Source organism: Halomonas sp. Y3, from assembly GCF_024137965.1.
Taxonomy (GTDB): domain Bacteria; phylum Pseudomonadota; class Gammaproteobacteria; order Pseudomonadales; family Halomonadaceae; genus Halomonas; species Halomonas mongoliensis.
Window position 1 is genome coordinate 3,082,257 of sequence record NZ_CP099975.1, and the last position, 26,092, is coordinate 3,108,348.

Genomic DNA, 26,092 nt, shown 5'->3' on the forward strand with positions numbered 1-26,092 from the left:
CAGCGTTGAATGACAGCCGGCCGCACACTACTCGACCGGGCCCTTTCCTTCTTCGGCAGCAGATGACAGGCAGTGGCCGACGCTGCCGGGCCAGCTGACGCAGTCGCCCTCCTCGATACCCCAGGCCTCGAAGAGGCCGGCATTGACCTCCAGCGCCGCCCGGTAGGGCACGCCGGGGTAGGTCACCGGGCACTCCGAAGGGTTGGCCGAGCCGCAGGGCCACATGGTGAAGATGGCAGCAATGCGCTCATCCTCGCCGATAAAGGCGATATCCAGCGGAATCAGGGTGCGGTACATCCAGAAGCCGCTGCGGGGCGACTGGGTGTCCCGGTAGAGAAACAGCATGCCGGCGTCCTCGTCGAGGTGATCGCGCTCCATCAGGCCGCGGCTGCGCTCGGGGCCGGTTCGCGCCACCTCGACCCGCAGCTCCCGCACCTCATCGGCGGCGTGCACCTGGAGGGGCACCGCCGCCAGCCCCGACACCCCATGGGGCTCGGCCACCGCCCCGGGCAGCAGCGCCATCGCCAGGGCCAGCCCTGTGATTCCCCGCATCACGCGTCTTTTCATGTCGTCTCCCTAACGGCCTCGTGCGACTCCGCCGCCATCAGGTGAATGCCCGCCGCCAGCAGCGATACCTGAACAGGCTCCCCCCTGGCCAGGCCGTTGCGCCGGGCAGCATGGGTGGCGATATCGAAGCTGAGGGTCTGCCCAGTATGGTCGAAGGCGAGCGATACCGCGGTGATGCCCCCAAGCACCACCAGGGACTCGACCCGGGCGCGCACCGGGTTCTCCCGCTCCCCCTGGGAGGGGCGACCGCGCCGGTGCAGCACCACGTCGGAGGGGGGCAGATACCAGGTGACGCGCTCGCCGACGGGCAGCGATTCGAGCCCTGCCGCCACCTCCAGCCGCCAGGGTCCCCAGGCCAGGCGTCGTTCACCGCCCTCCTCCACCACCTCGCCGCTGAAGAGGTTGTGGCGATCCAGCACCCGGGCCACCTCCGCCGATGCCGGGCGGCGAAACAGCGCCTCCGGCGGGCCCGCCTGCAGGCTGCGTCCGCCGTGCAGCACGCAGAGCCGGTCGGCCAGGGCCGCCGCCTCATCCAGGTCATGGGTCACCAGCACGATGGGGATGCGAATCTGCTCGCGCAGCATGGCCAGCTCCCGCTGCAGGCGGCGGCGCGTCACCTGATCCACCGCCGAGAAGGGCTCGTCCAGCAGCAACACCCGGGGGTTTCGGGCCAGGGCCCGGGCCAGGGCCACCCGCTGCCGCTGGCCACCGGAGAGCTGTCCCGGGTAGCGCGCCTCCAGCCCCGTCAGGTGCACCCGCGACAGCCAGCCGCCGGCCCGTCGACGGCGCTCACGGGGCGGCAGGTGGTCCAGGGCCACCATGACGTTGCCCAGGGCGGTGAGGTGGGGAAAGAGCGCATAGTCCTGGAACACCAGCCCCACCCGGCGCCCCTGGGGCGGCAGGGAGAGGCGCCGGCCCGAATCGAACCAGGCCTCGCCGCCACAGGCAATGCGCCCCTGGGCAGGGCGATAGAGCCCGGCGATGGCGCGCAGCAGGGTGGTCTTGCCGCTGCCGGAAGGGCCCACCAGGGCGAGCAGTTCGCCGGCCTCGCAGTGGAACTCCGCTGACAGAGGGATGGGGCCGGGCTGGTGCAGACTCACCGAGAGCGAGGCAGGGGATCCAGGACGCTCAGGCACGTCGCCACCTCCGCCGGCCCGCCAGGCCGTAGACCACGCCGATGGTCAGGAAGGAGACCAGCAGCAGCATGGCCGACATGATCCCCGCCCCCGCCTCGTCGAAGGCCTGCACCCGGTCGTAGATGGCGATGGCCAGGGTACGGGTCTCGCCGTCGATGGCACCGCCCACCATCAGGATCACCCCGAACTCGCCGAGGGTGTGGGCGAAGGTGAGGGCCAGGGCGGAGATGATGCCTGGCCACACCAGGGGCAGCTCGATACGCAGGAAGGTCTGCCAGGGAGAGAGCCCGCTGCACCAGGCCGCCTCGCGCAGGTTCGCCGGCACCGTCTCGAAGGCGCGCTGGATCGGCTGCACCGCGAAGGGCAGGTTGGCCACCAGGGAGGCGATCAGGATGCCGGTGAAGGTGAAATTGAGCCCCGAGCCGAACACCCTGGCCCAGAGCCCGCCGAAGGGCGCCTCGACCCCGAAGGCCTGCATCAGGTAGAAACCCAGCACCGTGGGCGGCATCACCAGCGGCAGGGCGACCAGGGCCTCGCAGAGGGGCTTGCCGCGAAAGCGGGTGGTGGCCAGGGTCCGCCCCATCCAGAGCCCCACCGGCAGCAGCAGCAGGCAGGTGAAAGCGGCCAGGCGCAGCGAGACCGAGAGAGCCGTCCAGTCCATCAGGGCGTGGCGTCTCCCTCGTCGGCGGGCGTGGCTTCAGGATCGGGCAGGCGGAAGCCATAGTCGGCCAGGATCGTCCGGGCTTCCTCCTCCTGCAGCCAGGCGTAGAAGGCTCGCGCGGTCTCGCCGGCCCCTTCGACCAGCGCCATGCGCTGCACCAGGGGGGCGTGCCAGGACTCCGGAATCAGCACATGCTCGCTGCGCTCGGCCATCGCCGGGGCGAGCGCCAGGGACCAGGCCACCAGGCCACCGCGGGCGTCGCCGGAGAGCGCAAACTGAGCCGCCTGGGAGACGTTCTCGCCCAGCACTCGCAGCGGTGCCGTAGCCTCCCAGAGACCGGCATGTTCCAGCGCCTGCTTCGCCGCCACCCCGTAGGGGGCGTGCTCGGGGTTGGCCAGCGCCAGGCGCGGCCTGCCCTGCCCTGCCGCATGAGCCGCCAGCGCCTCACGCACTCCTGCCAGGGGAGCTTCCTCGCCCGGCAGATCATCGCGACCGGGGCGCTGCATCCACACCAGCCGGCCGATGGCGTAGACCACGCCCGCATCCTCGGTGCGCCCCTCATCATGGAGCGCCAGCACATAGGCCTCATCGGCGGAGAGGTAGAGCTCGAAGGGTGCCCCCTGACTGATCTGGCGGCGGAAGTTGCCGGAGGAGCCGAAGTTGAGGCGCAGGTCGCGGCCGGTCTCGGCGCGGAAGCGCTCGGCGGCCTCGGTGAGGGCAAACTGCAGATCCGAGGCCGCCGCCACCGTAGGCACATCGGCCTTGAGCAGGCCAGCCGGCAGCAGCAGCGCCAGGCCGAGCAGCCAGGCCGCGTATCGTGAACGCATGTAGGGACCTCCTGAGCGAGCGAACAGCGCGCATTGTCGTTCAGGCCAAGAGGAAACCACAAGTTGATAGGCCGACGCAGACGACCGCGATCTGGGTCAGGGCTCGGCGGCGGCTACGCCGAAGATCGCCTTGAGGTCGGTGACGCTCTCCCGGCTGCCGAGATCAAGCAGTCCCTCGAGGCTCTCCAGGTGGCGCACCACGGCATGGCGGGCGCCCTCGGCATCGCCTGAGCTCAGGGCCTCGAGGAGCCGCGGGTGGTCACCCTGCAGAAAGCAGGAGGCCAGCGTAGGGCGCTTGTAGAGGGCGATGACAATGGAGGTGCGCAACACCAGATCGGTGAGCATGGCGCCGAGCACCCGGTTGGGAGAGAGCTCGGCCAGGCGGTGGTGAATGGCCAGGGAGTGGGCGATACGCGCCGGCTCATCGCTGCGCTCATGGGCAGCGGCCTCCGCACGAGCCTCCGCCTGCAGGGCCGTCAGGGCGTCCCGGGAGAGCCTGCCAGCCAGCTGGGCGGCCACCTCCCCCTCCACCAGACGGCGGGCGTCGAAGGTCTCGCGGGTCTCCTCCACGCTGGGCGCGCGCACCCGGGAGACCTGGTTCGGCCGCTGGTCGACCACGTGGTCGGCGGCCAGCCGGGTCAGGGCCCGGCGCACCACCGAACGACTCACCCCGAAGATCTCGCCCAGGGCCACCTCGGGCAGTCGCGTGCCGGGCGCCAGGCGCTGGGTCAGCACCGCCTGGCGCACCTGCTCGACGATATGACGATCGCTGATCCGTTCACCCGCCCGTACGGCGGCCTCGACGTCTTCCTTCCAGGTCCTGCTCATGTCACGCCCCCGTGTCGCCTGGAGGCACCTTCGCACTTTTTGCCTCCACTGGCCACACGCCGCCGCCTTTATGTATACATGAACTAGACGCTATGACTCTCGTTCACGTCGAGGATCTTCATCGTGTTGGTCCCGCCGTGGGCGTTCATATGGTCGCCTCGGGTCAGGATCACATGGTCGCCCGGCTCGGCGACCCCCTTCTCTACCAGCAGGGCCAGGGCGCGGTCGTTGAGCTCGGTGGGGCTCATGTCGCTGGTGTCGAAGGGCAGCGACACCACCCCCCGATAGAGCGCCATGCGCCGCTGGGCCACGGCGCTGTGGGCCAGGCCGACGATAGGCAGGCCGGAGCGGATGCGCGAGGCGATCAGCGGCGTGTAGCCGGTGGAGGTCATGCAGGCGATGGCCGCCACGCCGGAGAGGTGGTTGGCCGCATACATGGCGGAGAGCGCGATGGTCTCGTCGATGCGCGAAAAGCCTTCATGGATGCGATGGCCGGAGGCCTGGGCGATACGTTCCCGCTCGGCCCCCAGGCAGACCCGATCCATGGCCTCGATGGTCTCCACCGGGAAGTCGCCGGCGGCGGTCTCGGCGGAGAGCATCACCGCATCGGTGCCGTCCAGCACGGCGTTGGCCACGTCGAACACCTCGGCCCGGGTGGGCAGGGGCGACTCGATCATGGACTCCATCATCTGGGTGGCGGTGATCACCGCCCGGTTGAGGGTGCGGGCACGCTTGATGATCCGCTTCTGCATGCCGATCAGCTGGGCGTCGCCGATCTCCACGCCGAGATCGCCGCGGGCCACCATGACCGCCTCGGAGGCCTCGATGATGCCATCCAGGGTCGCATCACAGGCCACGGCTTCCGCGCGCTCCAGCTTGGCCACCAGGCCGATCTCCCGGCCCGCCTCGCCGAGCAGATCGCGGGCCTCGTGCATGTCGGCGGCGCTGCGCGGAAACGACACCGCCAGGTAGTCGACGCCGATCTCGATGGCGGTAGCCAGGTCGGCCCGATCCTTGTCGGTGAGCGCCGGCGCCGAGAGGCCGCCACCCTGCTTGTTGATGCCCTTGTTGTTGGAGAGCTTGCCGCCCACCACTACCCGGGTATGGATCTCGCGACCCTTGACCGCGGTCACGTCCAGCACCACCCGGCCGTCGTCGAGCAGCAGGCGGTCGCCCTCGGCCACGTCGTCGATCAGCTGCTTGTAGTCACAGCCGACCCGGGAGGCGTCGCCGGCATCGCCCTCCAGCGCCATATCGAGGATAAAGGAGGCGCCCTCCGCGAGTTCCACGGCGCCGTCCGCGAAGCGGGCGATGCGAATCTTGGGGCCCTGGAGGTCGCCCAGGGCGGCGACGCTGCGGCCCTGGCGAGCGGCGATCTCGCGCACCTGCTCGAGGCGGCGGCGGTGGTCGGCGGCGCTGCCGTGGGAGAAGTTGAGGCGCACCACGTCGATGCCGGCCGCGATCATCGCTTCCAGTACGCCCTCGCGGTCGCTGGCCGGCCCCAGGGTAGCAACGATCTTGGTGCGGCGGATGGGAGCGTGGATGGGAGCGTGGGGGGGAAGCGTCATGGTGTCCTCGGCAAGACCAGAATGGCACGGAAATCGTTGACATTGGTGCGCGTCGGGCCGGTCACGATCAGCCGGTCGAGCGCCTCGAAGAAAGTATACGCGTCATTGCGTGACAGATGAGCGTTCGGGTCAAGTTTCATCGCCCCGGCCCGGGCCCAGTCCCCGGGGGCGTAGAGCGCCCCGGCGTTGTCCTCGGAGCCGTCGATGCCGTCGGTGTCGATGGCCAGGGCGTGAATCCCCTCGGCACCCTGGAGCGTCGCGGCAAGCCCCAGCAGGTACTCGACGTTGCGCCCGCCGCGGCCGTGGCCGCGCACCGTCACACTGGTCTCGCCGCCGGAGAGCAGCAGCAGGGGCCTGCCCCGAAGCGTGTCGCGCAGGGCGAGCGCCAGGCGCCCCTGGGCGCGGCCCAGCTCCCGGGCCTCGCCCTCCAGGTCATCGCCGAGCAGGCGCACCTCGACCCCGGCCGCCTCGGCGGCGGCACGGGCGGCCTCGAGGGCATCCGCGGCGCGCGCCAGCACCCGGGTCTCGTCACGGGCGAAGCCGGGGTCCCCCGGGCGGGGTGACGCACCGCCGGCGGCCAGGTGGGCGCGCATGCTGGCCGGCACCCGGATCGCATGGCGCTCGAGAATCGCCAGGGCCTCGGCCGGCGTGGAGCCATCCGGCAGGGTCGGGCCGGAGGCGACCAGGGAGGGCGCGTCGCCCGGCACGTCGGAGATCAGCCAGGTGACGACCCGGGCCGGATGGGCCGCCGCCGCGAGCCGGCCGCCCTTGATGGCCGAAAGGTGGCGGCGCACGGTGTTGATCTCGCGGATCGGCGCCCCGCAGCGCAGCAGCGCCCGGTTGATCGCCTGCTTCTCGGCCAGGCTGACGCCAGGGGCCGGCTGGCTCATGAGCGCCGAGCCGCCGCCGGAGATCAGCGCGATGACGAGGTCCTCCTCGCCGAGCTCGCCCACCGCCTCGAGCATGCGTCGGGCGGCCCGCTCGCCAAGGTCGTCGGGCATGGGGTGAGAGGCCTCGAGCACCTCGATGCGCTCGCAGGCCGTGCCATGGCCATAGCGGGTCACCACCAGCCCCGAGAGCGGGGCCTCGGGATGGTGGGCCTGCCAGGCGCGCTCCAGGGCGGCGGCCATGGCGGCGGCGGCCTTGCCGGCGCCCACCACCAGGGTGCGCCCGGCGGGGGGCTCGGGCAGCTGCCCCTCGAGCAGGGCATCGGGGTGCACCGCGGCCACGGCGGTGTCGGCCAGCTCGCGCAGCCAGGCGAGGGGGTCGGCCTCGCAGGGCAGCAGCGGTGTCTGCGGGGATGAGATCGCGGTCATGGGTGCTCCTCGCGGCGGGCCGGCGTCGACGGGGCCACCGCCGGCGGAAGAATACGATAGGGAATTCGGGGGTCGAAAAAGGCCCGGCGGCGGGCGGGGTTGCCTCCCGCCGCCGGGCAAGGTCGCCTTGCGGCGACCGGAAGGCAGACGACGACCCGACGCCTGCCCTCAGGGAGCAGTCATCTCCCTGTCGCCGCCGCCCCGAGAGCCGGGGCGGCGAACCGACTCATGCCGGGTTGGCCGGCGACTGGCCGACCTCGTGGCTGGCCAGGGTCTCCAGGGCACGCAGGATGCCGGCGTGGTCCCAGTCGGCGCCTCCCTGGGCGGCGCAGGCCTGGAACAGCTGCTGGGCGTTGGCGGTACCGGGCAGCGCAAGGTCGAGGCTGCGCGCCCCTTCGAGTGCCAGGTTGAGGTCCTTCTGGTGCAGCCGGATGCGAAAGCCCGGGTCGAAGGTGCGCTCGATCATGCGCGCGCCGTGGACGTCGAGGATCTTCGACTGGGCGAGGCCGCCGAGCAGCGACTCGCGCACCTTGGCCACGTCGGCACCGGCCTTCGAGGCGAACAGCAGCCCCTCGGCCACCGCCTCGATGGTCAGGGCCACCACGATCTGGTTGGCCACCTTGCAGGTCTGGCCGGCGCCGTGGCCGCCGATATGGGTGATGGTCTTGCCCATCACCTCCAGGATCGGGCGGGCGCGCTCGAAGCCGGCGTCGGTGGCACCCACCATGATGGTCAGGGCCGCATTGATGGCCCCGCCCTCGCCACCGGAGACCGGGGCGTCGACGTACTCGCCGCCCGCCTCATGGATGCGCCTGGCAAAGCCCTGGGTCGCGATGGGGGCGATGGAGCTCATGTCGATCACCAGGGTGCCGGGCTTGAGCCCCTCGATGACGCCGCCCTCGCCGAACAGCACCGCCTCCACGTCCGGGGTATCCGGGACCATGGTGATGATCACCTCGGCCTCGGCGGCCACCGCCGCGGGGTTCTCGAGCTCGCGCAGGCCCTTCTCGGCCAGGGTGGCGTCCAGCGTGCCGCGCCTGACGGTCACGACCTCGTGGCCGGCGTCCAGCAGGTGGCCCGCCATGGGACGGCCCATGATGCCGAGGCCAATAAATCCGATCTTGCTCATCATCACTCTCCTCTTGTCTCTCTTGTCGGGGTGATCCTGGGTAGAGGCGTCAGCGCCTTACCGCGTCCAGCCAGCCCAGCCCTTCCTCGGTGCGGCCCGCCGGCTTGTACTCGGCGCTGACCCAGCCCTCGTAGCCCAGGCGATCCAGGTGGGCGAACAGGAAGGGGTAGTGGATCTCGCCGCTGCCGGGCTCGTGGCGGCCGGGGGTGTCGGCGATCTGCACGTGGGCGATGCGCGCCAGGTGCCTCTCCATGGTCGGCGCCAGATCCCCCTCCATGATCTGCATGTGGTAGATGTCGTACTGCAGCTTGAGGTTGTCGCTGCCCACCTCGTCGAAGAGGGCGAGCGCCTGCTCGGTGCGGTTGAGGAAGAAGCCGGGGATGTCCCGGGTGTTGATCGGCTCGGCGACCAGCAGGATGCCGGCAGCCGCGAGCTTGTCGGCGGCGAAGCGCAGGTTCTCCACCAGGGTGGCGCGCGCCTGGTCGTCGCTCACCCCTTCTGGCTGGATGCCGGCCAGGCAGTTGACCTGGGTATTGCCCAGCACCCGGGCGTAGGCGATGGCACGCTCGACGCCCTCGCGGAACTCCTCGACGCGGTCCGGGTGGCAGGCGATGCCGCGCTCCCCGGCGGCCCAGTCGCCGGCCGGCAGGTTGAAGAGCACCTGGGTCAGGCCGTTGGCGTCCAGGCGCCGCCTGAGCTCCTCGGCCGGGTAGTCGTAGGGGAAGAGGTACTCGACGCCCTTGAAGCCGGCCTTGGCGGCGGCCTCGAAGCGGTCGAGAAACTCCACCTCTGTGAACAGCATGCTGAGGTTGGCGGCAAACTTGGGCATGGCAAACTCCTTGGGTCGTTATCGTTTCTCAGGTCAGGGCGGCGATGGAGGTGGGCGCATCCTCGTGGCACTCGGCCAGGGCCTCGAACTCGTTGACCCCGTCCAGGTCGGTGCCCATGGCGATATTGGTCACCCGCTCCAGGATCACCTCCACCACCACCGGCACGCGGTGTTCGTCGATCAGGCGGCGGGCCTCCTCCAGCGCCGGGGCGATCTCCTCGGGCCGGGTGACGCGCAGCGCCTTGCAGCCCAGCCCCTCCACCACCGAGACGTGATCCACCCCGTAGCCGTTGATCTCGGGGCAGTTGATGTTCTCGAAGGAGAGCTGCACGCAGTAATCCATGTCGAAGCCGCGCTGGGCCTGGCGAATCAGCCCCAGGTAGGAGTTGTTCACCAGCACGTGGATCCAGGGCAGGTTGAACTGGGCGCCGGCGGCCAGCTCCTCGACCATGAACTGGAAATCATAGTCGCCGGAGAGGGCGACCACCTCGGCCTCCGGGTCAGCGCGCCGCACCCCCAGGGCCGCCGGGATGGTCCAGCCCAGCGGGCCCGCCTGGCCGCAGTTGATCCAGTGGCGCGGCCGATAGACGTGCAGGAACTGGGCACCGGCGATCTGCGACAGCCCGATGGTGCTGACGTAGCGGGTGTTGCGGCCGAAGACGCTGTTCATCTCCTCGTAGACCCGCTGGGGCTTGACCGGCACGTCATCGAAATGGGTCTTGCGCAGCAGGGTGCGCTTGCGCTCCTGGCACTCCTCCGCCCAGCGTCCACGGCGCTTGAGCCGGCCGGACGCATCGAGCTCCCGGGCCACCTCGATGAAGAGTTCGAGCGCCGCCCGGGCGTCGGAGACGATGCCGTAGTCCGGCCCGAAGATGCGCCCGATCTGGGTCGGCTCGATGTCCACGTGCACGAAGGTGCGGCCCCGGGTGTAGGTCTCGACGCTTCCGGTGTGACGATTGGCCCAGCGGTTGCCGATGCCCATCACGAAGTCCGCGGCGACCAGGGTGGCGTTGCCGTAGCGGTGGGAGGTCTGCAGCCCCACCATGCCGGCCATCAGCGGATGGTCGTCGGGGATGGCGCCCCAGCCCATCAGGGTCGGGATGACCGGCACCCCGGTGAGCTCGGCAAACTCGAGCAGCAGGTCGCTGGCGTCGGCGTTGAAGATGCCGCCGCCGGCCACGATCAGCGGGCGCTCGGCCGCCTGCAGCATGGCGATGGCCTTCTCGGCCTGGGCGCGGGTGGCACGGGGCTTGAAGGCGGGCAGCGGCTCGTAGGTGTCGGGGTCAAACTCGATCTCGCTCATCTGCACATCGATGGGCAGGTCGATCAGCACCGGGCCGGGGCGCGAGGAGCGCATCAGGTGAAAGGCCTGCTGGAGGGCCCGCGGCACCTGTGCCGGCTCCAGCACGGTGACCGCCCACTTGGTGACGGGGCCGGCGATCGCCTGGATATCCACCGCCTGGAAGTCCTCCTGGTGCAGCCGGGCGCGGGGCGCCTGGCCGGTGATGCAGAGGATCGGGATGGAGTCGGCGCTGGCCGAATAGAGCCCGGTGATCATATCGGTACCGGCGGGACCCGAGGTACCGATACACACCCCGATATTGCCGGCCCTCGTTCGGGTATAGCCCTCGGCCATGTGGGAGGCACCCTCGACGTGACGGGCGAGGATATGATCGATGCCACCGACCTTGCGCAGGGCGGCGTAGAAGGGGTTGATGGCGGCGCCGGGCACCCCGAAGGCGACATCGATGCCTTCCTTCCTGAGCACGTGAACGGCGGCTTCCGCGGCGGTCATGCGAGCCATGACGAGATCCTCCAGTGAGGGTTATTGTTTTTGGAAAATCATTTTGTATGTCGAGACTAGGCCCAAAGCGAGGCGCCGTCAACAAATTTTGGAAAATATTTTCACAAACCAAGATAAGGAAAATAAACCAGCAATATCAAAGACTTGGAGCTCAGCAATGCCGGGCGATTGCTCACCCGGTCCCCTCAGACCCGGGCGTGCGGGATTAACATAGCCGGGGCGAGGCTTTGACGCCGGAACAGCGTGAAATTCAGGAGCTGAAAAAACGCAAGCTGCGTCGGGTAGAGGAAGAGAAGGAAATATTCAAAAAGGCTACCGCTCTCTTGATGTCGGACTCGCTGAGCAGTTCTCGGTAATCGAGCGACTTGAAGAGAGCCATGCGGTGCAGCACCTGTGTCGGGTGTTTGGGGTGCATCACAGTAGTTACCGGGCCAGCAGGAGAATTAAGCAGCTGGGGCTGGTGAGCACACAGCCGCCAAGCCATGCCTACAAGAAAGCTGATCAGCCGCATTTGGATGTCCCGAACCTTCTCGATCGCAAGTTCGATGTCGAGGAGCCAAGGCAGTCGGCCACTGATTATATGCTCGGTTACTACAGCAGCCTCAGGCCACACAGGCATAACGATGGACTGCCGCCGAATTTGGCAGAAAAGAACTACTGAAATGCACAAAGCTCAGTGGCCAAAACGCTGACCACCACACACAAAGACAACCCAAGAAAAACGCCGCACTCTAAATGTAGCTGCGCCTGAAAATAGTTCCACCCTGACCTCACCATAACATGACCTGCCTGCTGGATAGGTGGCAGGCACCACCATCCCAAAACTTTCGACAAGCACCTTTGATTAATTGTTAACTATTATTTCTTCGAAGGCACTTGCACGAACAGGTATCCTGCACCCCTAGGGCACTCTACAAACTCAACTGAGCATTGCCATGAGTAAGGCGCCCAGTGGCAAATGCGAGCCCTGTTGCCGCAGCAAAGGTGTCAGAAAAAGCCTGGGCTTGAATCAGGCGGGCATCATGCAACGCCAGCTTAGTTTGGCTGACCTCTGCCAGCGATGCCAAGCCATTTTCATAGAGCCCAAGGGCGGTGTCGTAGGTCTCTCGGCCGGCTTCCACCAGGGGGCCTGAGGCTGAATAGGCGGCAAGGCTACTATGCAAGAGATTGTATGATTCAATAATCTGCTGAGCAGCGATATTGCGAACTTCTAACAGATCTTCTTCGGCCGCTTCGGCCTGCATTCTTGCCTGCGTTAGTTGGGCTTGACGCCGACCTCCATCGAAAAGAGGCATTGTAACTATGACGCCCGCCAGGATCTCGTCCAGGGGACGGTTCATCGAAGCTCGCCCGCCGAAGCGGCTATCACTCAGGTCCAGTTGACCATGCACCTGGCCGACACTGGCCACAGCTGCCACCTTTGGCCTCGACTCTGCTGCGATCAGCTCTACTCCTGAACGAGATGCCCGTACCCTTGCCAGCGCTGCCTGGATGTCAGGTCGTAGCGCCAGGGAGGTTTCAATCAACTCGTCGAGTGGCCTGGGCACCTCCTGTGGAAGCGCCCTGTCTGCCAGGTCGGCAACCTGAATGGAGGAAAGGGGCGGTAGCCCCATGGTGTATATCAAGGTGGCGCGCGCGCGCTCCACCCGGCTTTCCGCCAAAGTTAGATCAAACTTCGCTCGTGCCTCGACCTGCTCCGCTTGGGCAACCTCTGCCCTGATGGCAAGTCCTTCCTGCAGTCTACCCCTGGCGACCCTGCTAAGAGTCTTCGCGTCGTCCAGTCGCTCCTGCTCGATTTGAACCATCGCTTTGGCTGCCATCAGTTGGAAGTAGGCCTCACTTACTTCGAAGATGATTCTCTGATGGGTTCCATGGAAGATGATATTGCTGGCCATGTAGGTCTGCTCAGCTATTTCTTTAGCTGCATCCCGTGCGCCAAAATCAAATAGCAACCACTCAATGGCAAGGTTGGGCACAACGTGATAACCCGTTGCCGTAAGACGGCCTGCCCCGATACCTAGCTCGGGAATAGCCGGCTCGGGGCGAGAGACCCTTTCATATCCCGCCAGAACGTTGGCGGAGAGCTGAGGGAGGTACGCGGACTCCACCACATTCACGGAGAGCTTTGCTTCACGGGCGCGAAGCCAGGCAGCACGCGTAGCGGGGTTATTACGCTGTGCAATATCGATCAGCTCCGGGAGCGTATTGCGATGTTCTGGATCCACATGCGCTGAAAGCTGGGGTGGAAGTTGAATGCGAGAGAGCGTAGGAGCAGGATCGCGCAGGGCAGCTGACAGAGCAGCACTGATGTCACCAGCTTGTAACGGCATATCTTCCATGACAGTCAGTGAGGTAGTGCGGGAGCTTTGCTGTGCGCACCCCGCCATAGCTAGGCAAAGCATAGCCAGCACAATTTTCCGGCGCTTACCTTTCATTCTTCCTCCCCTTCCTCATGCAGTGTGATGGCCAGTGCCAAAGCGCGCCTGAGAACAACATCATTACCTGCCGAAGCCTCCGTCAGATTTGAACGTTCATGCCTAGATGCCGCTGTCAGGGCTGCAGCAAGCGGCACTGCAGATGCCGTGCTAATAAGTGGTATGAGGCGCACAAGATTTAGGGTCACAGACAGCCGTTGTGAGCCGGATAAATATGCTTCCCCGGCGGGCCTCGGCCACTCGAATTTGATCACTTCGTCGGCATGCTTAGCAGCACTTATGTGGCGGTACACTGTTTCGAGATCGCCACTTCCCCGAAGCACTTTGGCCATGCTATCAAGCGCTTGATCGGTCTTGAGTCTGCGTGTAACACCCGAGCGCTCAGGCCAAAGCGATGAAAATATAATCCCTATTGTTACGATGCCCACAAGAATGCCGATGATGCGATAGCCTGCATCAGCTAGATCATAGTTAGGGCCAAAATTAAAAGGTGAACTTGGGAGCACGCAAATAAAGAAGGCAAGCGCCATTTGAAAGCCGGCATATTGAACCCTGTATGAGCCCGTAGCCACCCACCCTGAAATAAGGCTTCCTGTTGCGATCAACAAGAACAGGTGGCCTGGATCGCCAAGGTGAGGAACGACAAAGTAGACTGAAAAAACGCCCATTGCCACACCAACGAGGCAGCCGATAATACGTAACGTGCTTTTTTGTAGAGTATCGCCCGATGTGCTGAGCGCTACTACAAAACAGGTCACCATAGCCGTGTGAATATCGAAAAGCCCTATGCTTGTATACAATGAGTAGGTTATAAACACCGCCAGCAGAACTTTGAGGGAAAAGCGTATGTGAGCAGGGTTTTTAAAGGCATCATGATTGAGAAAAGGCTCTTTATCTTCACTCTTTAAAGAGGGAATAATTTCTTCACTTGGCTCGATATAGGCGCGTATAGCCCTCAAGGCGGGGCCGCTTCCCTGGGGAATTTTCACGGCCTCACCCTGAGAAATATGGTACAATATTTGGCTTAATTGAGGCTCATGAGCCCCCACTTCTGCTGTCGACTGTGCTGCCGCTACGAGCTGAAAGCTAGCTGATAGGCGGTGTGCTAGATGATCATGCTCTTCTTTGGAGACTTGACCTAGAAAGCGCGCCATACGCAGGTGATTTTCTCCAGCCACATTGCCTTCTTGAAGCAGGCGATCAGCTTCGTCCAGGGCGCCCCCTTCTAAATCTAAAAGGCGTGCCGACACCAAGAGCCGTTCATGAAGCCTCTTCTGCACCAGACGATATGGGCTACGGCCAGCAAATACGCCAAGGATGGCAAGCAGAACCATGGGTACGAAGACTACCATCCAGATCCATGTCAGTGCGCGAAGCACAAGCTCCGGCATGCCGGTATAGTCATAGGCAGAGAGAATGAAAACGATAATAAAGCCCAGTAAGCCTGCGGGTTCACCCAGCTTGCTTGCTCGTGCCAACCACATGCTGCCGAAAGTGACGCCAGCCATCATGGCCAGCCGAAGGGCCGGTGAACCTGCTACCAGCATCATAAGAAAAGCACTCAGGACAATAATGACGCTGGACGCAAGGATAAGACCGACACCGATGAGGATATTTTCGCCTGCATTATCTCTATACATCAAGAAGATGAGATAGCAGGAGAGAAGAGCTAGAGGGACCTGCAGCGTCATGGTTACTACTGCTGTCACTCCACATAGCACCGCGATATGCAGAGACATCAACAGGCGTCCGTCAAAGGGTCTGAGCTCTGTGAGCAATGACCTGAGGATACCGTAATGTGGTAGCTTCGAATTGCTACTCATGCGCTTTCGCCGAGTGGATGGTCACTGAGGCCGAGGCGCCGATGCGCATTAGCGACTCGGGGGGGGACTCAAGGCGAATGGTCACCGGGAAACGTTGAGCAACACGAACCCAGTCAACTGAGCTATCGACGACAGGAAGTCCGAGGATATTGATTTCATCTGTCGTTCTTACGCCATAGCCAAGGCTTTCGACCTCTCCACGCAGCCGCTGGTTGGGAGCCGACATCACGAAAACGTCAACCGGCGCTCCGGTTTCAATATTTGGTAGCTCAGTCTCACGAAACAGGGCAGACACCCTCCAGCCTTCTGTATCGATCAGTGTGAATAGCGGGGCGCCGGTCAGTACATGAGTGCCAACCCCAATATCAGCGCCGGTTATGCGACCTGAAACCGGAGCATAGACCGAAGTATCTCGTAGCTCGCGCTCGGCCATAGCGAGGGCGGCTCTCGCCATGGCCACCTGGGCCTGAGGAGCATCCAAAGATCCCACCAGCGTCTGAGCCGCTAGTTGCTGACCAAGCGTCTCCTCTAATGAGATCAGCGCATCTTGATGGAGTGAGCGAGCATTATCGACTTGTTGAGCCGTCACCATGCCACGGGGCAGCAGGTTTTCGAGCCGGTCCAGGGTTTGCTTGCTGAGCTCCACGTGATTGCGCGCACGATCGACCTGGCGGCCGGCAATCTCGGCGTTTGTTTGCTGCGTAGCAACCAGCCTACCGCCGGCTTCGACTTCTGCTTCGGCGAGACGTAATGCTGCACGTGCCTGCTCAACCCTGAGTTCATAGAACTCAGGGTCCACACGAAAGAGCAGGTCACCGGCCCGGACAAACTCGTTGTTCTTGAGATGCACTTCGGTAACACGTCCTGGTACGTTACTTGAGATAGGCACCGTAGTAGCTGTGATGGAGGCATGGTCGGTGCTCAGCGTTCTTTCCTGAAGCATGACGACCCAGAAACTGGCAATGAAAGCGCCTAAAACTATCGAAAATCCTAGGACTTTTGCTGCTAACGCTTGAAATGCTTGCCAGTTCATAGCCGGCCTAACTTTCTTCTCATTCATGTTGCCAGCCCCCCAGTCCAGAGTATCCAGATGATCACGCCACTCAAGATGGCCATACAAAAATACACGAACCCTGGGGCCGGGAGATGCTCATGCAGACCCGCACGAATCAGCAGTAACCTTGCCAGAACAGAGCATATGATACCGAGTAGGGCGGCCAGCAGCCAAACCGGGAAGAATGAGCCATATAGCGGTAGAGATGGAGCACGGTTATGCATGGTGCAGCCACTCATGAGCAGCGCAAGTATCATTGCCATCATGCTAGAAAACATAAGACTCTTGTAACTGTTTAGCTCACGCCGCCTGATCCGTGGCTGTAGGCTGCATGAAGGATGGCACATCACCCGCAAACAGTTGCTCCAGTGCGGTATGCGCCGCCACCCCTTGCTTGACGGCGGTCGAGAGGAAGCTGCGCATCCGGCAGAAGATCTCCGCCCCCTCCCAGGAGCGGAAGCAGCCCGAGATTTTCTGCTGGACCTTGGTCATTCGCAGATCGCGTTCCCCCTGGTTGTTGGTGAAGGGAGCGGCAGGGTCGTCGAGGAAGCGCAACACGTCGTCCTCGTACGCCTGGAGGCGTTCCAGGAGGTTGCGCGACTTGGTGCGCTTGGCCCGGCCTCGCGTTCCAGGTGGCGGTTTCACCGGCGGGGGGCACTCGGCGTCCCCTTTCGCCAGGCAATCTCGATAGCGCTGCCGCCAGGCTCGGGTCTCATCGGCCGAGAGGCAGCCGTCGGCCACCTCCACGGCGCGATGCATCTCCAACAACAGGTCATGCAAGGCCTTGGCCCATGCCTGGCCATCGTTCTCCCAGGCCGCTGTCAGCTCCCGAAGGTGGTGCGCATTACAGAGCGCGTGCCGGCAATCCGGATAGCGGTAGTAGGGCTTCCAGTGATCATGCACCAGCACGCCACGCACGAAGGGCAATACGCCGATGGCGTCCATCGCTTCCTGGCCGCGCTTGGGGTGCGGGGCCAACCAGGTCAGGGCCTCGTTGGAGGCGCTGTGTAGCCAGTAGCGTTTGCCACCGACCTGCATTCCGGTTTCATCGGCATGGACGGTGGCTGCTTCACGTAGCGCCGGGATCACCCACTCGGCGAACGCCTCGGCCCGCTGGTAGGCCTCCTGGTTGAAGGCGAACAGGGTGCCGGTGCTCAGCGACAGGCCGCACTGCGAGGTGAGCAACTCGCGGATACGCGCATAGGGCAACAGCTGATACTGGGAGAGATAGACGACATGCGCCTTGAGGCGAGGGCCATACTGGATGGGGCGAGTCACGCCCTCGGGGAATGGCGCCACGTAGCGTTGCCCCTGATCATCTTCGAGGACCTCAGCCTGATATTCGGTGACCACGGCCTGGATTACGATGTCCTGCACTTGGCGCGTTTCGACGCCGACCGGGCGGTAAGAACGCCCCTTGGGGAGTTGCCGACGATCGACACGGAGCTTGACCACCTCGTCGGGGTCCGTCACCGGCGCCAACGTCTTACCCTCATGCCCTGGCTGTCCGCCGGGGCGCCGCTCGCCTTTGGCGCGCGAGCGGCGCTGGCGATTGGGATCCTGGGACGGTGGCTTGCTGCTGTTGCGGCTACTGGTGGCCAGGCGATCGGCCATGAGCTTGACCAGCAACATCAGCACATCGATGGCCGCACGCAGCGACGGAGAGACCGTCTGGTCTTCCTTGAGCTGCTGTCGGACCCGCTCCAGAGCCTCGTCGACGTTGATATCGCTGATGGTCATGTCACCGCATAGATATGCCGAAGGATTAGGCACACTATGCCAGAAAAATCAGGTGGTTGGCGACAGGCTATCCGCAACCACCTGAATAGTTACAGACTCTTTTGATAAAGCACTATGCCTTCCATCACTGACAATACGTTTTTCTTAATTTTCACGATTTAGCTCCCGGACCCGACATGAAGGAGCAACACAATCGCCAGCCCCCAAAGGGTCAGCAGCGTATTGGATACCGCATAAGGAACTGTATAGCCGAGCATTGGGACATTGCTCTTGGCCACTTCTGACACCATGGCTCCAGAGGCTGTCGATGTTCTTGCTCCGCCACAACAGCCCAAGTTGATAGCAGGATCGAACCTGAAGATATATTTTCCGATCAGGGGCGCAAGAATCATTGGAACGCCGGTGGCGAATAGACCAGCAAAGAAGATGCCGAACCCCGCTTGCTGAAGCCCTGAAATGAAGGTTGGGCCTGCACTGATACCTACCACTGCTATGAACACATTCAGGCCAACGGAGTTCATGAACCAGAGCGTCGACTCTGGCACATTACCCATTCTAGGATTTACTGTTCGATACCAGCCAAGAAGAATACCTGCTATAAGTGCTCCGCCGGAAGTTCCCAGAGTAATCGGCACACCATGAATGGGCAGGATCAGCGAGCCGATCAATCCGCCTATGCAAATTCCCAGCCCAACCAGAACCATGTTGGTGATTGTCGCCGGTCGGTCGGCATAGCCCAGCGCATCGACTACCCTTTCAGTATGCGTTGCGGTGCCTGTGATGCGTACGATATCGCCCCGGTGCAGCTTGGTCTGGGCCAGAATAGGCACTTCCACGCCAGCGGAACCTCGGCGAATGCTGTTTAGGTAAACTCCTCTGGCAAAGGGTTCTTTGGCTAAATCAACCAACTGCTGCCCGTTGGCAGACTTGGACGTTATCAGTATGTCCACGGCCTCCACGGGTATATCGATAAGTTCTCGGTCTTCCACTTCTTCCGTCATGTTCGACAGAGCTACCAATGCCTGGCGGCGACCGGAGACCGCAACCACATCGCCGGCTGTCAGCACCAGGTCTGGCGTTAGCTCAACAAGCCGGCCATCACGGCGCAGCCCTTCGATGAACAAACGTTCACCAGCTGCTGCTTCCGCCTGGGTAAGGGTCATCCCATCCGTGCGGCCTCCTGCAGGAATCCGGAATGCCCGAATTTCATGCTGGTGCCAAGCACTCTCCATGCCACCTTCAGGGGCTCCAATGGAGTGCTCGCGCTCATAGCGCGCGCATTCCGCCTCAATGTCAACGCGCAGAAGCTTTGGACCCAGGTATGCCAAAATCCAGCCGGTACCCACCGTGCCGAAAATATAGGTGATGGCGTAGGCTACGGGAATGAGGTTTTCCTGGTCCGCAATCTCCTCTGGTGACATACCGGTGCGCGCCATGGCATCCGTGGCAATCCCGATTGAGGCGGAGATTGTCTGAGACCCTGCCAGTAAGCCGGCCGCCAGCCCCGGACCATATCCAGCAACGATGGCTGCGCCCGCCACACAGGCCAGAATTAGCACGCAGACGACGACAGCAAACAGAGCCTGAGGCAGGCCGTCGGAGGCAACTCCCCTAACGAACTGAGGTCCCACGCCAAACCCCACCGCAAACAGAAACATAATAAAAAAGATCGATTTGATTTGGTCGGATATGTCGATACCCAGTTGTCCAATGACGATGCCGGTCAACAGCGTTCCCGTAACCGCGCCGAGACTGAAAGAGCCAAACTTTCTTGCACCCACCCAGTACCCTACGGCGAGGGTGATGAAAATGGCAAGCTCAGGATGGGTGCGCAGCGTGACTGGAATCCATTCAATGAGATGGTCGACCATGTTGCCTCTTCCTTGAAATCGTGATTTATCAATGACTTAGGCTTTCATTAGAGGTGGCCATGTACGACAGCACACAAGCTCTTCCGCCAGATTTTATTAATATAGTGACAGGATTGCCAATTGTACAGAACAGAATGCGCACTAGTTAACTTTCCGTTGACAGGCGCCATGGAAACATCATGTAGGTTAAACTATGTGACCCACTTAAACCGCCAGCAACGCCATTGATCAAAAAAATCACTATAAAAACAATTGGTTATCTTTCATTTTTGACGTATGAGCAAATTTTCATGAAATTTACACCTGGATGGTCTATGGTGGAAATTGAGTGATTTCAAATGGAAAGCATGGAGAGAGCTGGCATGACCGAGAAGAATGACCTTACCTCAAGCAAAATGTCACCTTGGGACATGTTTAACATGGAAGTTCCCGAAGATCACATGCCACAACATGGAGCGCACCCACGTGCTGCCAAGGCTATTGTCAACAGTGAAGCTTGGACGGATGCACGTCCCGAGATGAACCTTTCATCATTTGTCACGACGTTCATGGAGCCTGAGGAAGTTGAGCTGGCGCGTGAGCATATTCTGAAGAATCATATAGATCACGACATGTATCCCCAGCTGTTCACCATGGAGCGCCGGATGGTGAAGTGGCTGCATACACTCTGGAATGGTCCTCGGAACGTCGAGCCCTATGGGGCTGCCACCGTTGGGTCATCCGAGGCTTGCATGCTTGCAGGCCTTGCTCATAAGTGGAATTGGCGACAGGCGCGCGAGCGGGCAGGCAAGGAGGCGACCCGCCCCAACATGGTGACAGGCGGCAATGTACAGATCGTCTGGAAGAAGTTTCTCCGTTACTTTGATGTTGAACCTAGAATTATCCCCCTCCAGCCTGGAAACTACCGTCTGACAGCCGAGCATCTAGATGAGTATGTTGATGAGAATACCATCTGCGTAGTGGCGATTGCAGGTCAGACTTTTACCGGTGAAGATGACGACATTCAAGAGATTCATGACTGGCTTGATGACTACGAGAATCGCACCGGCATCTCCATACCTATGCATATTGACGGGGCTTCAGGTGGGTTTGTTAATCCTTTTTGCTACCCTGAATATGAGTGGGACTTTCGCCTTCCTCGTGTGCAGTCGATCAACGCCTCTGGACATAAGTTTGGCCTAGTGCCGCCCGGTCTCGGCTGGGTAATATTCCGAGAAAAAAAGATCTTTAACGAGGATTTGATTTTTTACGTCAACTACTTGGGCGGTGAAATGCCTACCGCAACACTTAACTTCTCTCGCAACGCCGTACAGATTGCACTGCAATACTATGGCTTTATTCGGCTGGGCTTCGAAGGCTATCAGCGAATCATGATGAAAACGGTAGAAAACTCTCGATATCTTCGAGATCTGCTAGTGGAAAGTAGTTACTTTACCATCATGAACGAGACTCAGCGTATTCCCGTGGTGGCGCTGACCCTGAAGGATGAGTACAAGAACTTCAACGAATTTGACGTCTCGGCCAAGGTTCGCGAGCGCGGCTGGGTACTCTCCGCTTACACTATGCCGCCTGCGGCTGAGGAAGTTCGCTCACTACGTGTCGTGGTTCGCCCGCACCTCAATAGAAACGTCCTCAAGGGACTGGCGCATGATATCATCAGCGCCTGCAAGTGGCTGGAAGAGCATGGGGGAAACACTACGCCCCCCGCGCTGCACTCACACTCCTCGGAAGCATATAAAGTCGCACCCAGCAAGTGTTGAAGCGAATTATGGCTCGCGTTTTCTGCGGTAGGGCGCGAGCCTACAAGGCTATTTGCTTTAGCCGTACGTGAGGGCAGCAGGGTGTCGGGTTGTCTACAGTGTCGCCCTGCGGCAGGCAAGCATCAAGTACTCAAGAGTTACTCCTCTTGCACGGTAGTGCACCTCCCATCAGTATCAATGTCTTTTTTCAAGGGCAAGCATATGTCATTTCGTAAAAAAATAAGGCTGTCGGCTCTGGTCATCGCTGTTTCTGGCTTGGTCGCAGCGCCTTCGCTGCAGGCATGCACTTCTTTGCTCTACAGCGACTCACATAGTAACTTTTATGCGGGACGTACCCTAGAACTCCCCATGGAGCTTCCCTACAAGGTATCATACTTTCCACGAGGCACTACCTTCGGATCTCAGGCAAACAAACATCATGTTCTCGACTTCAGTGGAAAGAATGCCTTTCTTTCCATTGGTGTGCCGGACCCCTTATCCGGTGATGTCAAGGTGGTAGAAGGGCTCAACGATAAAGGGCTGACATTTAGCCTACTGGCTTTCCCAAGCGCAGAAGGTCCCATTGATATGGTGGACAATACCCAGGCAGTGCTGTCTGCCATTGACCTGGGCGCTTGGACTCTGTCTCAGTTTGATACGGTTACCGAGGTGAGAAGTGCGCTAGAGGAGCAGCCTACCATGGTGACGTCGCTACTTCCCGGAGGCCTGCTCAGCACGCCTTTTCACTATTCGCTCCATGATGCGGAAGGAAGTTCTATCGTCATTGAGTTCTTCAATGGTGAAATGAACATCATCGACAACCCTTTGGGGGTCATGACAAACGGCCCGGAGTTTTCCTGGCATTTGACGAATATGAACAATTATTCGCACCTGAGCAACATTGATCATTCGCGCCTTGATACAAAGGGAGTCAGACTAGAACAGCCTGATTCTGGGATTGCAACGGCAAGTCTTCCTTCTTCAAATACCTCGGTTGGTCGGTTTGTTCGTGCCTTTTACTATGCAAACTTTTCGGAAAAGGCAGAGACTTCCGAAGATGCTGTCTCGACACTTTCTCATATCATGAACAATTTCGACCGCCCTCGAGGCATCACGATGGATAACCGCTTCAAGGATGGTGTCGCCAATATTACTGCTCCGGGAGTGCATCACAGCCGAGTCTATACATCTGAGTATACCTCTTGGACCACCCTTACCGATCTTTCTCAGAGGAGGCTTTACCTCAGAACCTATGATAGCCTCAGTTACATTAGCTTTGATATCAACGAGTTAGCTGATGCTGGGGAACTAAGACATGTATCATTACGCGACCTCCACGGTGAGGGAAATGACATGACGGCTGCGTTATTGGATTGAAGAGATTTGCGAACGTCAAATAGTTCCTTGCAGGACTCGAAAGGAACTCTCGGTGGAGCACGACTGGCTGGCACTCTGTGTCGGCCAGTCAGGTAGCAGGTAGAGCTCCTGAATACTCGCCCAGAACACTATTGATCCCGCTTTATTTATGAGGCCGGCCTGAAAACGAAGATGGCGGATGGCATACTCTTGTAAAATCAGAGTGTTCTGCCAAGAACCTGATCCAAGAGAGCCATCCGCTATGGGTGAAAGCCCAACCCCTGGATTCTGTCCTGCAACGGGGCAGTCCGCGTTGAGCTCTACGGTCAATGCACCACCAACGACAGCAGCGGTGTGATTGAGGCGCTCGATGACAACCGGGTCGATCCGCGTCATCCGCTGCGCATTCGCCACTCGCTGGCCAGCCAGATACGCACCCTGGTGCTGCAACGGGCGATGGGCTAGATCGATCTCAACGATACCGACACGCTGGAAGCGCGCGACACCGAGTACCTGGGCCATTCGCCGGCTCCCATAGCTCCCACTTTTCTGATCGTGGATGTCCTTGACCTCCCAGTGCAGGCACTGGCGTTGCTCATCGTGTTCACGCTGACGCCAGGCATAGAACCTACTGCGGCTGAGGTCCATGACACGGCACAGCACCGCGACTGGGAAGGAGGCCTTCTCCGACTCGACGCACTGCTATCTCAGCTCGACTCTCCCGCGAAGAAGGCTGTGGTTTTTTTAAATATCCTTTTTAATCCTAACCTTAAGAACCTCTTCGCGCAGTTTCTTGATCTCGTCATCCCGCTCATCCGCCTGGTCGTCAGTCATGCCACCCTCCTGGTCACGTTGCTGGCGACACTAGGGGCCCAGCAGGCTGCGATCGATATCCAGCCGCCTGGCCGCCTCAGAGATGGCGTAGCCTCCTCAAGCTTCCCGGATGACCAAGCTTCGCCTGGCGCACACAGGATCTCAGTCCAGAAGCGTCTTGATCAGAGCGTCACGCGCAGCGCCAGCGGATGCTCGTCGCAGTTATTGCCCTCGCCGCCACGATCGACGACGAGAAACTCCCCTTCCCGCTCCAGCACCGACTGGATGACGTGCCAGGTGCCGGCGCGGTAGTTGACCCCCTGACGGCCGTCGGTGACGAAGGCGCGCACCTCGGCGGGATCGATGGTCTCGCCCGGCGGCGCCACGACCACCACAAACCTTTCTTCATGGAGCGGCATGAAGGCCTGGCTGCCCAGGGGGTGGCGCTCCAGGAAGTCGAGCTCCAGAGGAAGCGTCACCGGCTGGCTGACGAAGATACTGATCAGCGTCCGCGCGCCCTCCCCCAGGGTCTCGACCGTCGCCAGGTCGTGGTGGCGCCGGGTGCGCCCGGCGTTGATGGGAAACCACTCAGACGCCCGGGCGTCGATCACCTCGCCGAAGGGGGCGAAGGCCTCGGCGGTCAACGGCTCGGCTCTCAGTTCCAGCATGTCGTTCTCCTAACGGCCACCCAGGCGCAGCCTGGGATGGCGGTTGACGTCCTTGTAGAGCAGGTAGCGGAAGGGCCCCGGGCCACCGGCGTAGCAGGCCTGGGGGCAGAAGGCGCGCAGCCACATGAAGTCACCCGCCTCCACCTCCACCCAGTCCTGGTTGAGGTGGTAGACCGCCTTGCCCTCCAGCACGTAGAGGCCGTGCTCCATGACGTGGGTCTCGTCGAAGGGGATCACCGCGCCGGGCTGGAAGGTGACGATATTGACGTGCATGTCGTGGCGCACGTCGTTGGGATCCACGAAGCGGGTGGTGGCCCAGCGCCCCTCGGTGCCCGGCATGGGGTTGGGCTCGAGGTCGTTCTCGTTGGTGACGAAGGCCTCGGGCACCTCGATGCCCTCGACCCATTCATAGGCCTTGCGCACCCAGTGGAAGCGCACCGGCGCCTCGGCTTCGTTCCTGACCTGCCAGTCACTGCCCGGCGGGATGAAGGCGTAGCCGCCCGGCCCCATGGCGTGGCGCTCGCCGGCGAGGGTCAGGGTCATCTCGCCCTCCACCACGAAGAGCACCCCCTCGGCCTCGGGGTCGAGCTCGGGCCGCTCGCTGCCCCCGCCGGGGGCGACCTCCATGATGTACTGGGAGAAGGTTTCGGCGAAGCCGGAAAGCGGGCGCGCCAGCACCCACAGCCGGGTGCCCTCCCAGAACGGCAGGTTGCTGGTGACGATATCGCCGAAGACGCCCTTGGGAATCACCGCATAGGCCTCGGTGAACACCGCACGGTCGGAGAGCAGCTGGGTCTGGGGCGGATGGCCACCGGTGGGAGCGTAGTAGGTACGTGGTTTCATGGTATGTCCTCAGGCTTGCGGTGCCGGATGATGCTCGGCCCAGTGGCGGGCGATATCCACCCGACGCGCCACCCAGACCCGGTCGTGGGCCTCGATATGGTCCAGGAAGCGCTGCAGGGCGCGGAAGCGGCCCGGACGCCCCAGCAGGCGGCAGTGCATGCCGATGGAGAGCATCTTGGGAGACTCCTCCCCCTCCGCATAGAGCACGTCGAAGGCATCCCGCAGGTAGGTGAAGAAGTGGTCGGCGGTATTGAAGCCCTGGGGTGCGGCGAAGCGCATGTCGTTGGTGTCCAGGGTGTAGGGCACGATCAGGTGGTCATGCTCGACGCCCCGGCTGTCGGCCTCGCGGGTCCAGAACGGCAGGTCGTCGCCGTAGTAGTCGCTGTCGTAGAGGAAGCTCCCCTCGTCCAGCACCAGCCGGCGGGTATTGGGGCTGTCGCGGCCGGTGTACCAGCCCTGAGGCTTCTCGCCATAGAGGCGCTGGAAGATCGCCATGGCCTGCTTCAGGTGCTCGCGCTCGACCGCCTCCGGCACCTCCTGGTAGTGGATCCAGCGGTAGCCATGGCAGGCAACCTCGTGGCCCAGCTCCCTGAAGGCGTGGGCCACCTCCGGGTGGCGCTCCAGGGCCATGGCCACCCCGAAGACGGTGAGCGGCAGGCCGCGGCGCTCGAACTCGCGCAGGATGCGCCATACCCCCGCCCGGGAGCCGTACTCGTAGATCGACTCCATGCTCAGGTGGCGATCCGGATAGGCCGCCGCCCCGATGATCTCGGAGAGAAACTGCTCGGAGCCGGCGTCGCCGTGCAGCACGCAGTTCTCGCCCCCCTCCTCGTAGTTGAGCACGAACTGCACGGCGATCCTCGCCCGGCCGGGCCAGTTGGCATGGGGCGGGTTGCGGCCGTAGCCGATCAGGTCGCGAGGGTAGTCCGAGGCGCGGGTAGCGGTCATGGCAGAGCTTCCTGGTTGTTATGGATGTTGTTGGCGAGCGTTGGCGGCACACCGTCGAGGCGCCTGGCTGCCGGGCGCGTCTTGATAGCGCCACTTATGTATACAAAGACAAGATAAGTTGTCGTCAAGGTTAGTGC

Annotated in this window: 21 protein-coding genes and 3 pseudogenes; 4 read left to right on the top strand and 20 right to left on the bottom strand. The window is 62.1% G+C overall.

What is annotated here, in order from left to right; genetic code table 11:
* Positions 1-27: 27 nt before the first annotated feature.
* From NHL60_RS14575 to gcl, 10 genes are all read right to left on the bottom strand, one after another.
* Positions 28-567, bottom strand: a complete 540-nt coding sequence (locus NHL60_RS14575; RefSeq protein WP_253444912.1) for a DUF192 domain-containing protein — start codon at positions 565-567, stop codon at positions 28-30.
* Complete coding sequence (locus tag NHL60_RS19615) at positions 564-1,703, bottom strand: ABC transporter ATP-binding protein (RefSeq protein ID WP_301271068.1); 1,140 nt, start codon at positions 1,701-1,703, stop codon at positions 564-566. Before NHL60_RS19615 ends, NHL60_RS14575 begins: the two co-directional genes overlap by 4 nt.
* Complete coding sequence (gene modB / locus NHL60_RS14590) at positions 1,696-2,364, bottom strand: molybdate ABC transporter permease subunit (protein WP_169959117.1); 669 nt, start codon at positions 2,362-2,364, stop codon at positions 1,696-1,698. The genes NHL60_RS19615 and modB overlap by 8 nt, the downstream gene beginning before the upstream one ends.
* Positions 2,364-3,191, bottom strand: coding sequence for a molybdate ABC transporter substrate-binding protein (gene modA, locus NHL60_RS14595; RefSeq protein WP_253444915.1), 828 nt, complete (start codon positions 3,189-3,191; stop codon positions 2,364-2,366). Before modA ends, modB begins: the two co-directional genes overlap by 1 nt.
* A gap of 96 nt (positions 3,192-3,287) precedes the next feature.
* The gene (locus NHL60_RS14600) at positions 3,288-4,019 is read right to left on the bottom strand and encodes a GntR family transcriptional regulator (protein WP_253444917.1); all 732 of its coding nucleotides are present in this window, start codon (positions 4,017-4,019) and stop codon (positions 3,288-3,290) included.
* A gap of 83 nt (positions 4,020-4,102) precedes the next feature.
* Entirely contained in the window at positions 4,103-5,587 is a 1,485-nt protein-coding gene (gene pyk / locus NHL60_RS14605; protein ID WP_253444920.1) for a pyruvate kinase, read from the bottom strand.
* Positions 5,584-6,903 (bottom strand): glycerate kinase, encoded by a 1,320-nt coding sequence (locus tag NHL60_RS14610; protein WP_253444923.1) that lies wholly within the window; start codon positions 6,901-6,903, stop codon positions 5,584-5,586. Before NHL60_RS14610 ends, pyk begins: the two co-directional genes overlap by 4 nt.
* A 226-nt stretch (positions 6,904-7,129) precedes the next feature.
* Positions 7,130-8,032: a 2-hydroxy-3-oxopropionate reductase gene (locus NHL60_RS14615; RefSeq protein WP_253444926.1), complete on the bottom strand. Its 903-nt coding sequence runs from the start codon at positions 8,030-8,032 to the stop codon at positions 7,130-7,132.
* Between the two features lie 49 nt (positions 8,033-8,081).
* Entirely contained in the window at positions 8,082-8,861 is a 780-nt protein-coding gene (gene hyi, locus NHL60_RS14620) for a hydroxypyruvate isomerase (protein WP_253444929.1), read from the bottom strand.
* 28 nt (positions 8,862-8,889) lie between these two features.
* Positions 8,890-10,665 carry a glyoxylate carboligase gene (gcl, locus tag NHL60_RS14625; protein WP_253444932.1) on the bottom strand — a complete coding sequence of 592 codons (1,776 nt, stop codon included), beginning with the start codon at positions 10,663-10,665 and terminating at the stop codon, positions 8,890-8,892.
* A gap of 227 nt (positions 10,666-10,892) precedes the next feature.
* On the opposite strand from gcl, the pseudogene NHL60_RS14630 reads away from it, so the two are divergent.
* Positions 10,893-11,215: pseudogene (locus NHL60_RS14630) on the top strand (IS3 family transposase); the annotation flags it as partial.
* 361 nt (positions 11,216-11,576) lie between these two features.
* Here NHL60_RS14630 and NHL60_RS14635 read toward each other — a convergent pair.
* The 6 genes from NHL60_RS14635 to aspT form a co-directional block, all read right to left on the bottom strand.
* Positions 11,577-13,100 (bottom strand): TolC family protein, encoded by a 1,524-nt coding sequence (locus tag NHL60_RS14635; protein ID WP_253444935.1) that lies wholly within the window; start codon positions 13,098-13,100, stop codon positions 11,577-11,579.
* Positions 13,097-14,791 (bottom strand): FUSC family protein, encoded by a 1,695-nt coding sequence (locus NHL60_RS14640; RefSeq protein WP_253444938.1) that lies wholly within the window; start codon positions 14,789-14,791, stop codon positions 13,097-13,099. The genes NHL60_RS14635 and NHL60_RS14640 overlap by 4 nt, the downstream gene beginning before the upstream one ends.
* Before the next feature lie 124 nt (positions 14,792-14,915).
* Positions 14,916-15,983 carry an HlyD family efflux transporter periplasmic adaptor subunit gene (locus NHL60_RS14645; protein WP_253444941.1) on the bottom strand — a complete coding sequence of 356 codons (1,068 nt, stop codon included), beginning with the start codon at positions 15,981-15,983 and terminating at the stop codon, positions 14,916-14,918.
* Positions 15,980-16,324 (bottom strand): YtcA family lipoprotein, encoded by a 345-nt coding sequence (locus tag NHL60_RS19675; RefSeq protein ID WP_367399359.1) that lies wholly within the window; start codon positions 16,322-16,324, stop codon positions 15,980-15,982. The genes NHL60_RS14645 and NHL60_RS19675 overlap by 4 nt, the downstream gene beginning before the upstream one ends.
* Positions 16,278-17,717, bottom strand: a complete 1,440-nt coding sequence (locus tag NHL60_RS14655) for an IS66 family transposase (RefSeq protein WP_218314611.1) — start codon at positions 17,715-17,717, stop codon at positions 16,278-16,280. The genes NHL60_RS19675 and NHL60_RS14655 overlap by 47 nt, the downstream gene beginning before the upstream one ends.
* Positions 17,718-17,875: 158 nt before the next feature.
* Positions 17,876-19,588 carry an aspartate-alanine antiporter gene (gene aspT, locus NHL60_RS14660; protein WP_253444943.1) on the bottom strand — a complete coding sequence of 571 codons (1,713 nt, stop codon included), beginning with the start codon at positions 19,586-19,588 and terminating at the stop codon, positions 17,876-17,878.
* 362 nt (positions 19,589-19,950) lie between these two features.
* Here aspT and NHL60_RS14665 point away from each other — a divergent pair, with 362 nt between their 5' ends.
* The 3 genes and pseudogenes from NHL60_RS14665 to NHL60_RS14675 all read left to right on the top strand — a co-directional run.
* Complete coding sequence (locus tag NHL60_RS14665; RefSeq protein ID WP_253444946.1) at positions 19,951-21,348, top strand: glutamate decarboxylase; 1,398 nt, start codon at positions 19,951-19,953, stop codon at positions 21,346-21,348.
* A 201-nt stretch (positions 21,349-21,549) separates the two neighbouring features.
* Positions 21,550-22,704 carry a linear amide C-N hydrolase gene (locus NHL60_RS14670; protein WP_253444948.1) on the top strand — a complete coding sequence of 385 codons (1,155 nt, stop codon included), beginning with the start codon at positions 21,550-21,552 and terminating at the stop codon, positions 22,702-22,704.
* A gap of 202 nt (positions 22,705-22,906) precedes the next feature.
* Positions 22,907-23,145, top strand: a pseudogene (locus NHL60_RS14675) (IS1380 family transposase); the annotation flags it as partial.
* 51 nt (positions 23,146-23,196) lie between these two features.
* Here NHL60_RS14675 and NHL60_RS14680 read toward each other — a convergent pair.
* The 4 genes and pseudogenes from NHL60_RS14680 to puuE all read right to left on the bottom strand — a co-directional run.
* Positions 23,197-23,610 (bottom strand): annotated as a pseudogene (locus NHL60_RS14680) (hypothetical protein); the annotation flags it as partial.
* A gap of 68 nt (positions 23,611-23,678) precedes the next feature.
* A complete protein-coding gene (locus NHL60_RS14685; RefSeq protein ID WP_253444951.1) occupies positions 23,679-24,164 on the bottom strand; it encodes an ureidoglycolate lyase in 486 nt (161 codons plus the stop codon).
* 9 nt (positions 24,165-24,173) lie between these two features.
* Entirely contained in the window at positions 24,174-25,007 is an 834-nt protein-coding gene (locus tag NHL60_RS14690; RefSeq protein WP_253444954.1) for a bifunctional allantoicase/(S)-ureidoglycine aminohydrolase, read from the bottom strand.
* Positions 25,008-25,016: 9 nt separating this feature from the next.
* The gene (gene puuE / locus NHL60_RS14695) at positions 25,017-25,955 is read right to left on the bottom strand and encodes an allantoinase PuuE (RefSeq protein WP_253444957.1); all 939 of its coding nucleotides are present in this window, start codon (positions 25,953-25,955) and stop codon (positions 25,017-25,019) included.
* Positions 25,956-26,092: the final 137 nt, after the last annotated feature.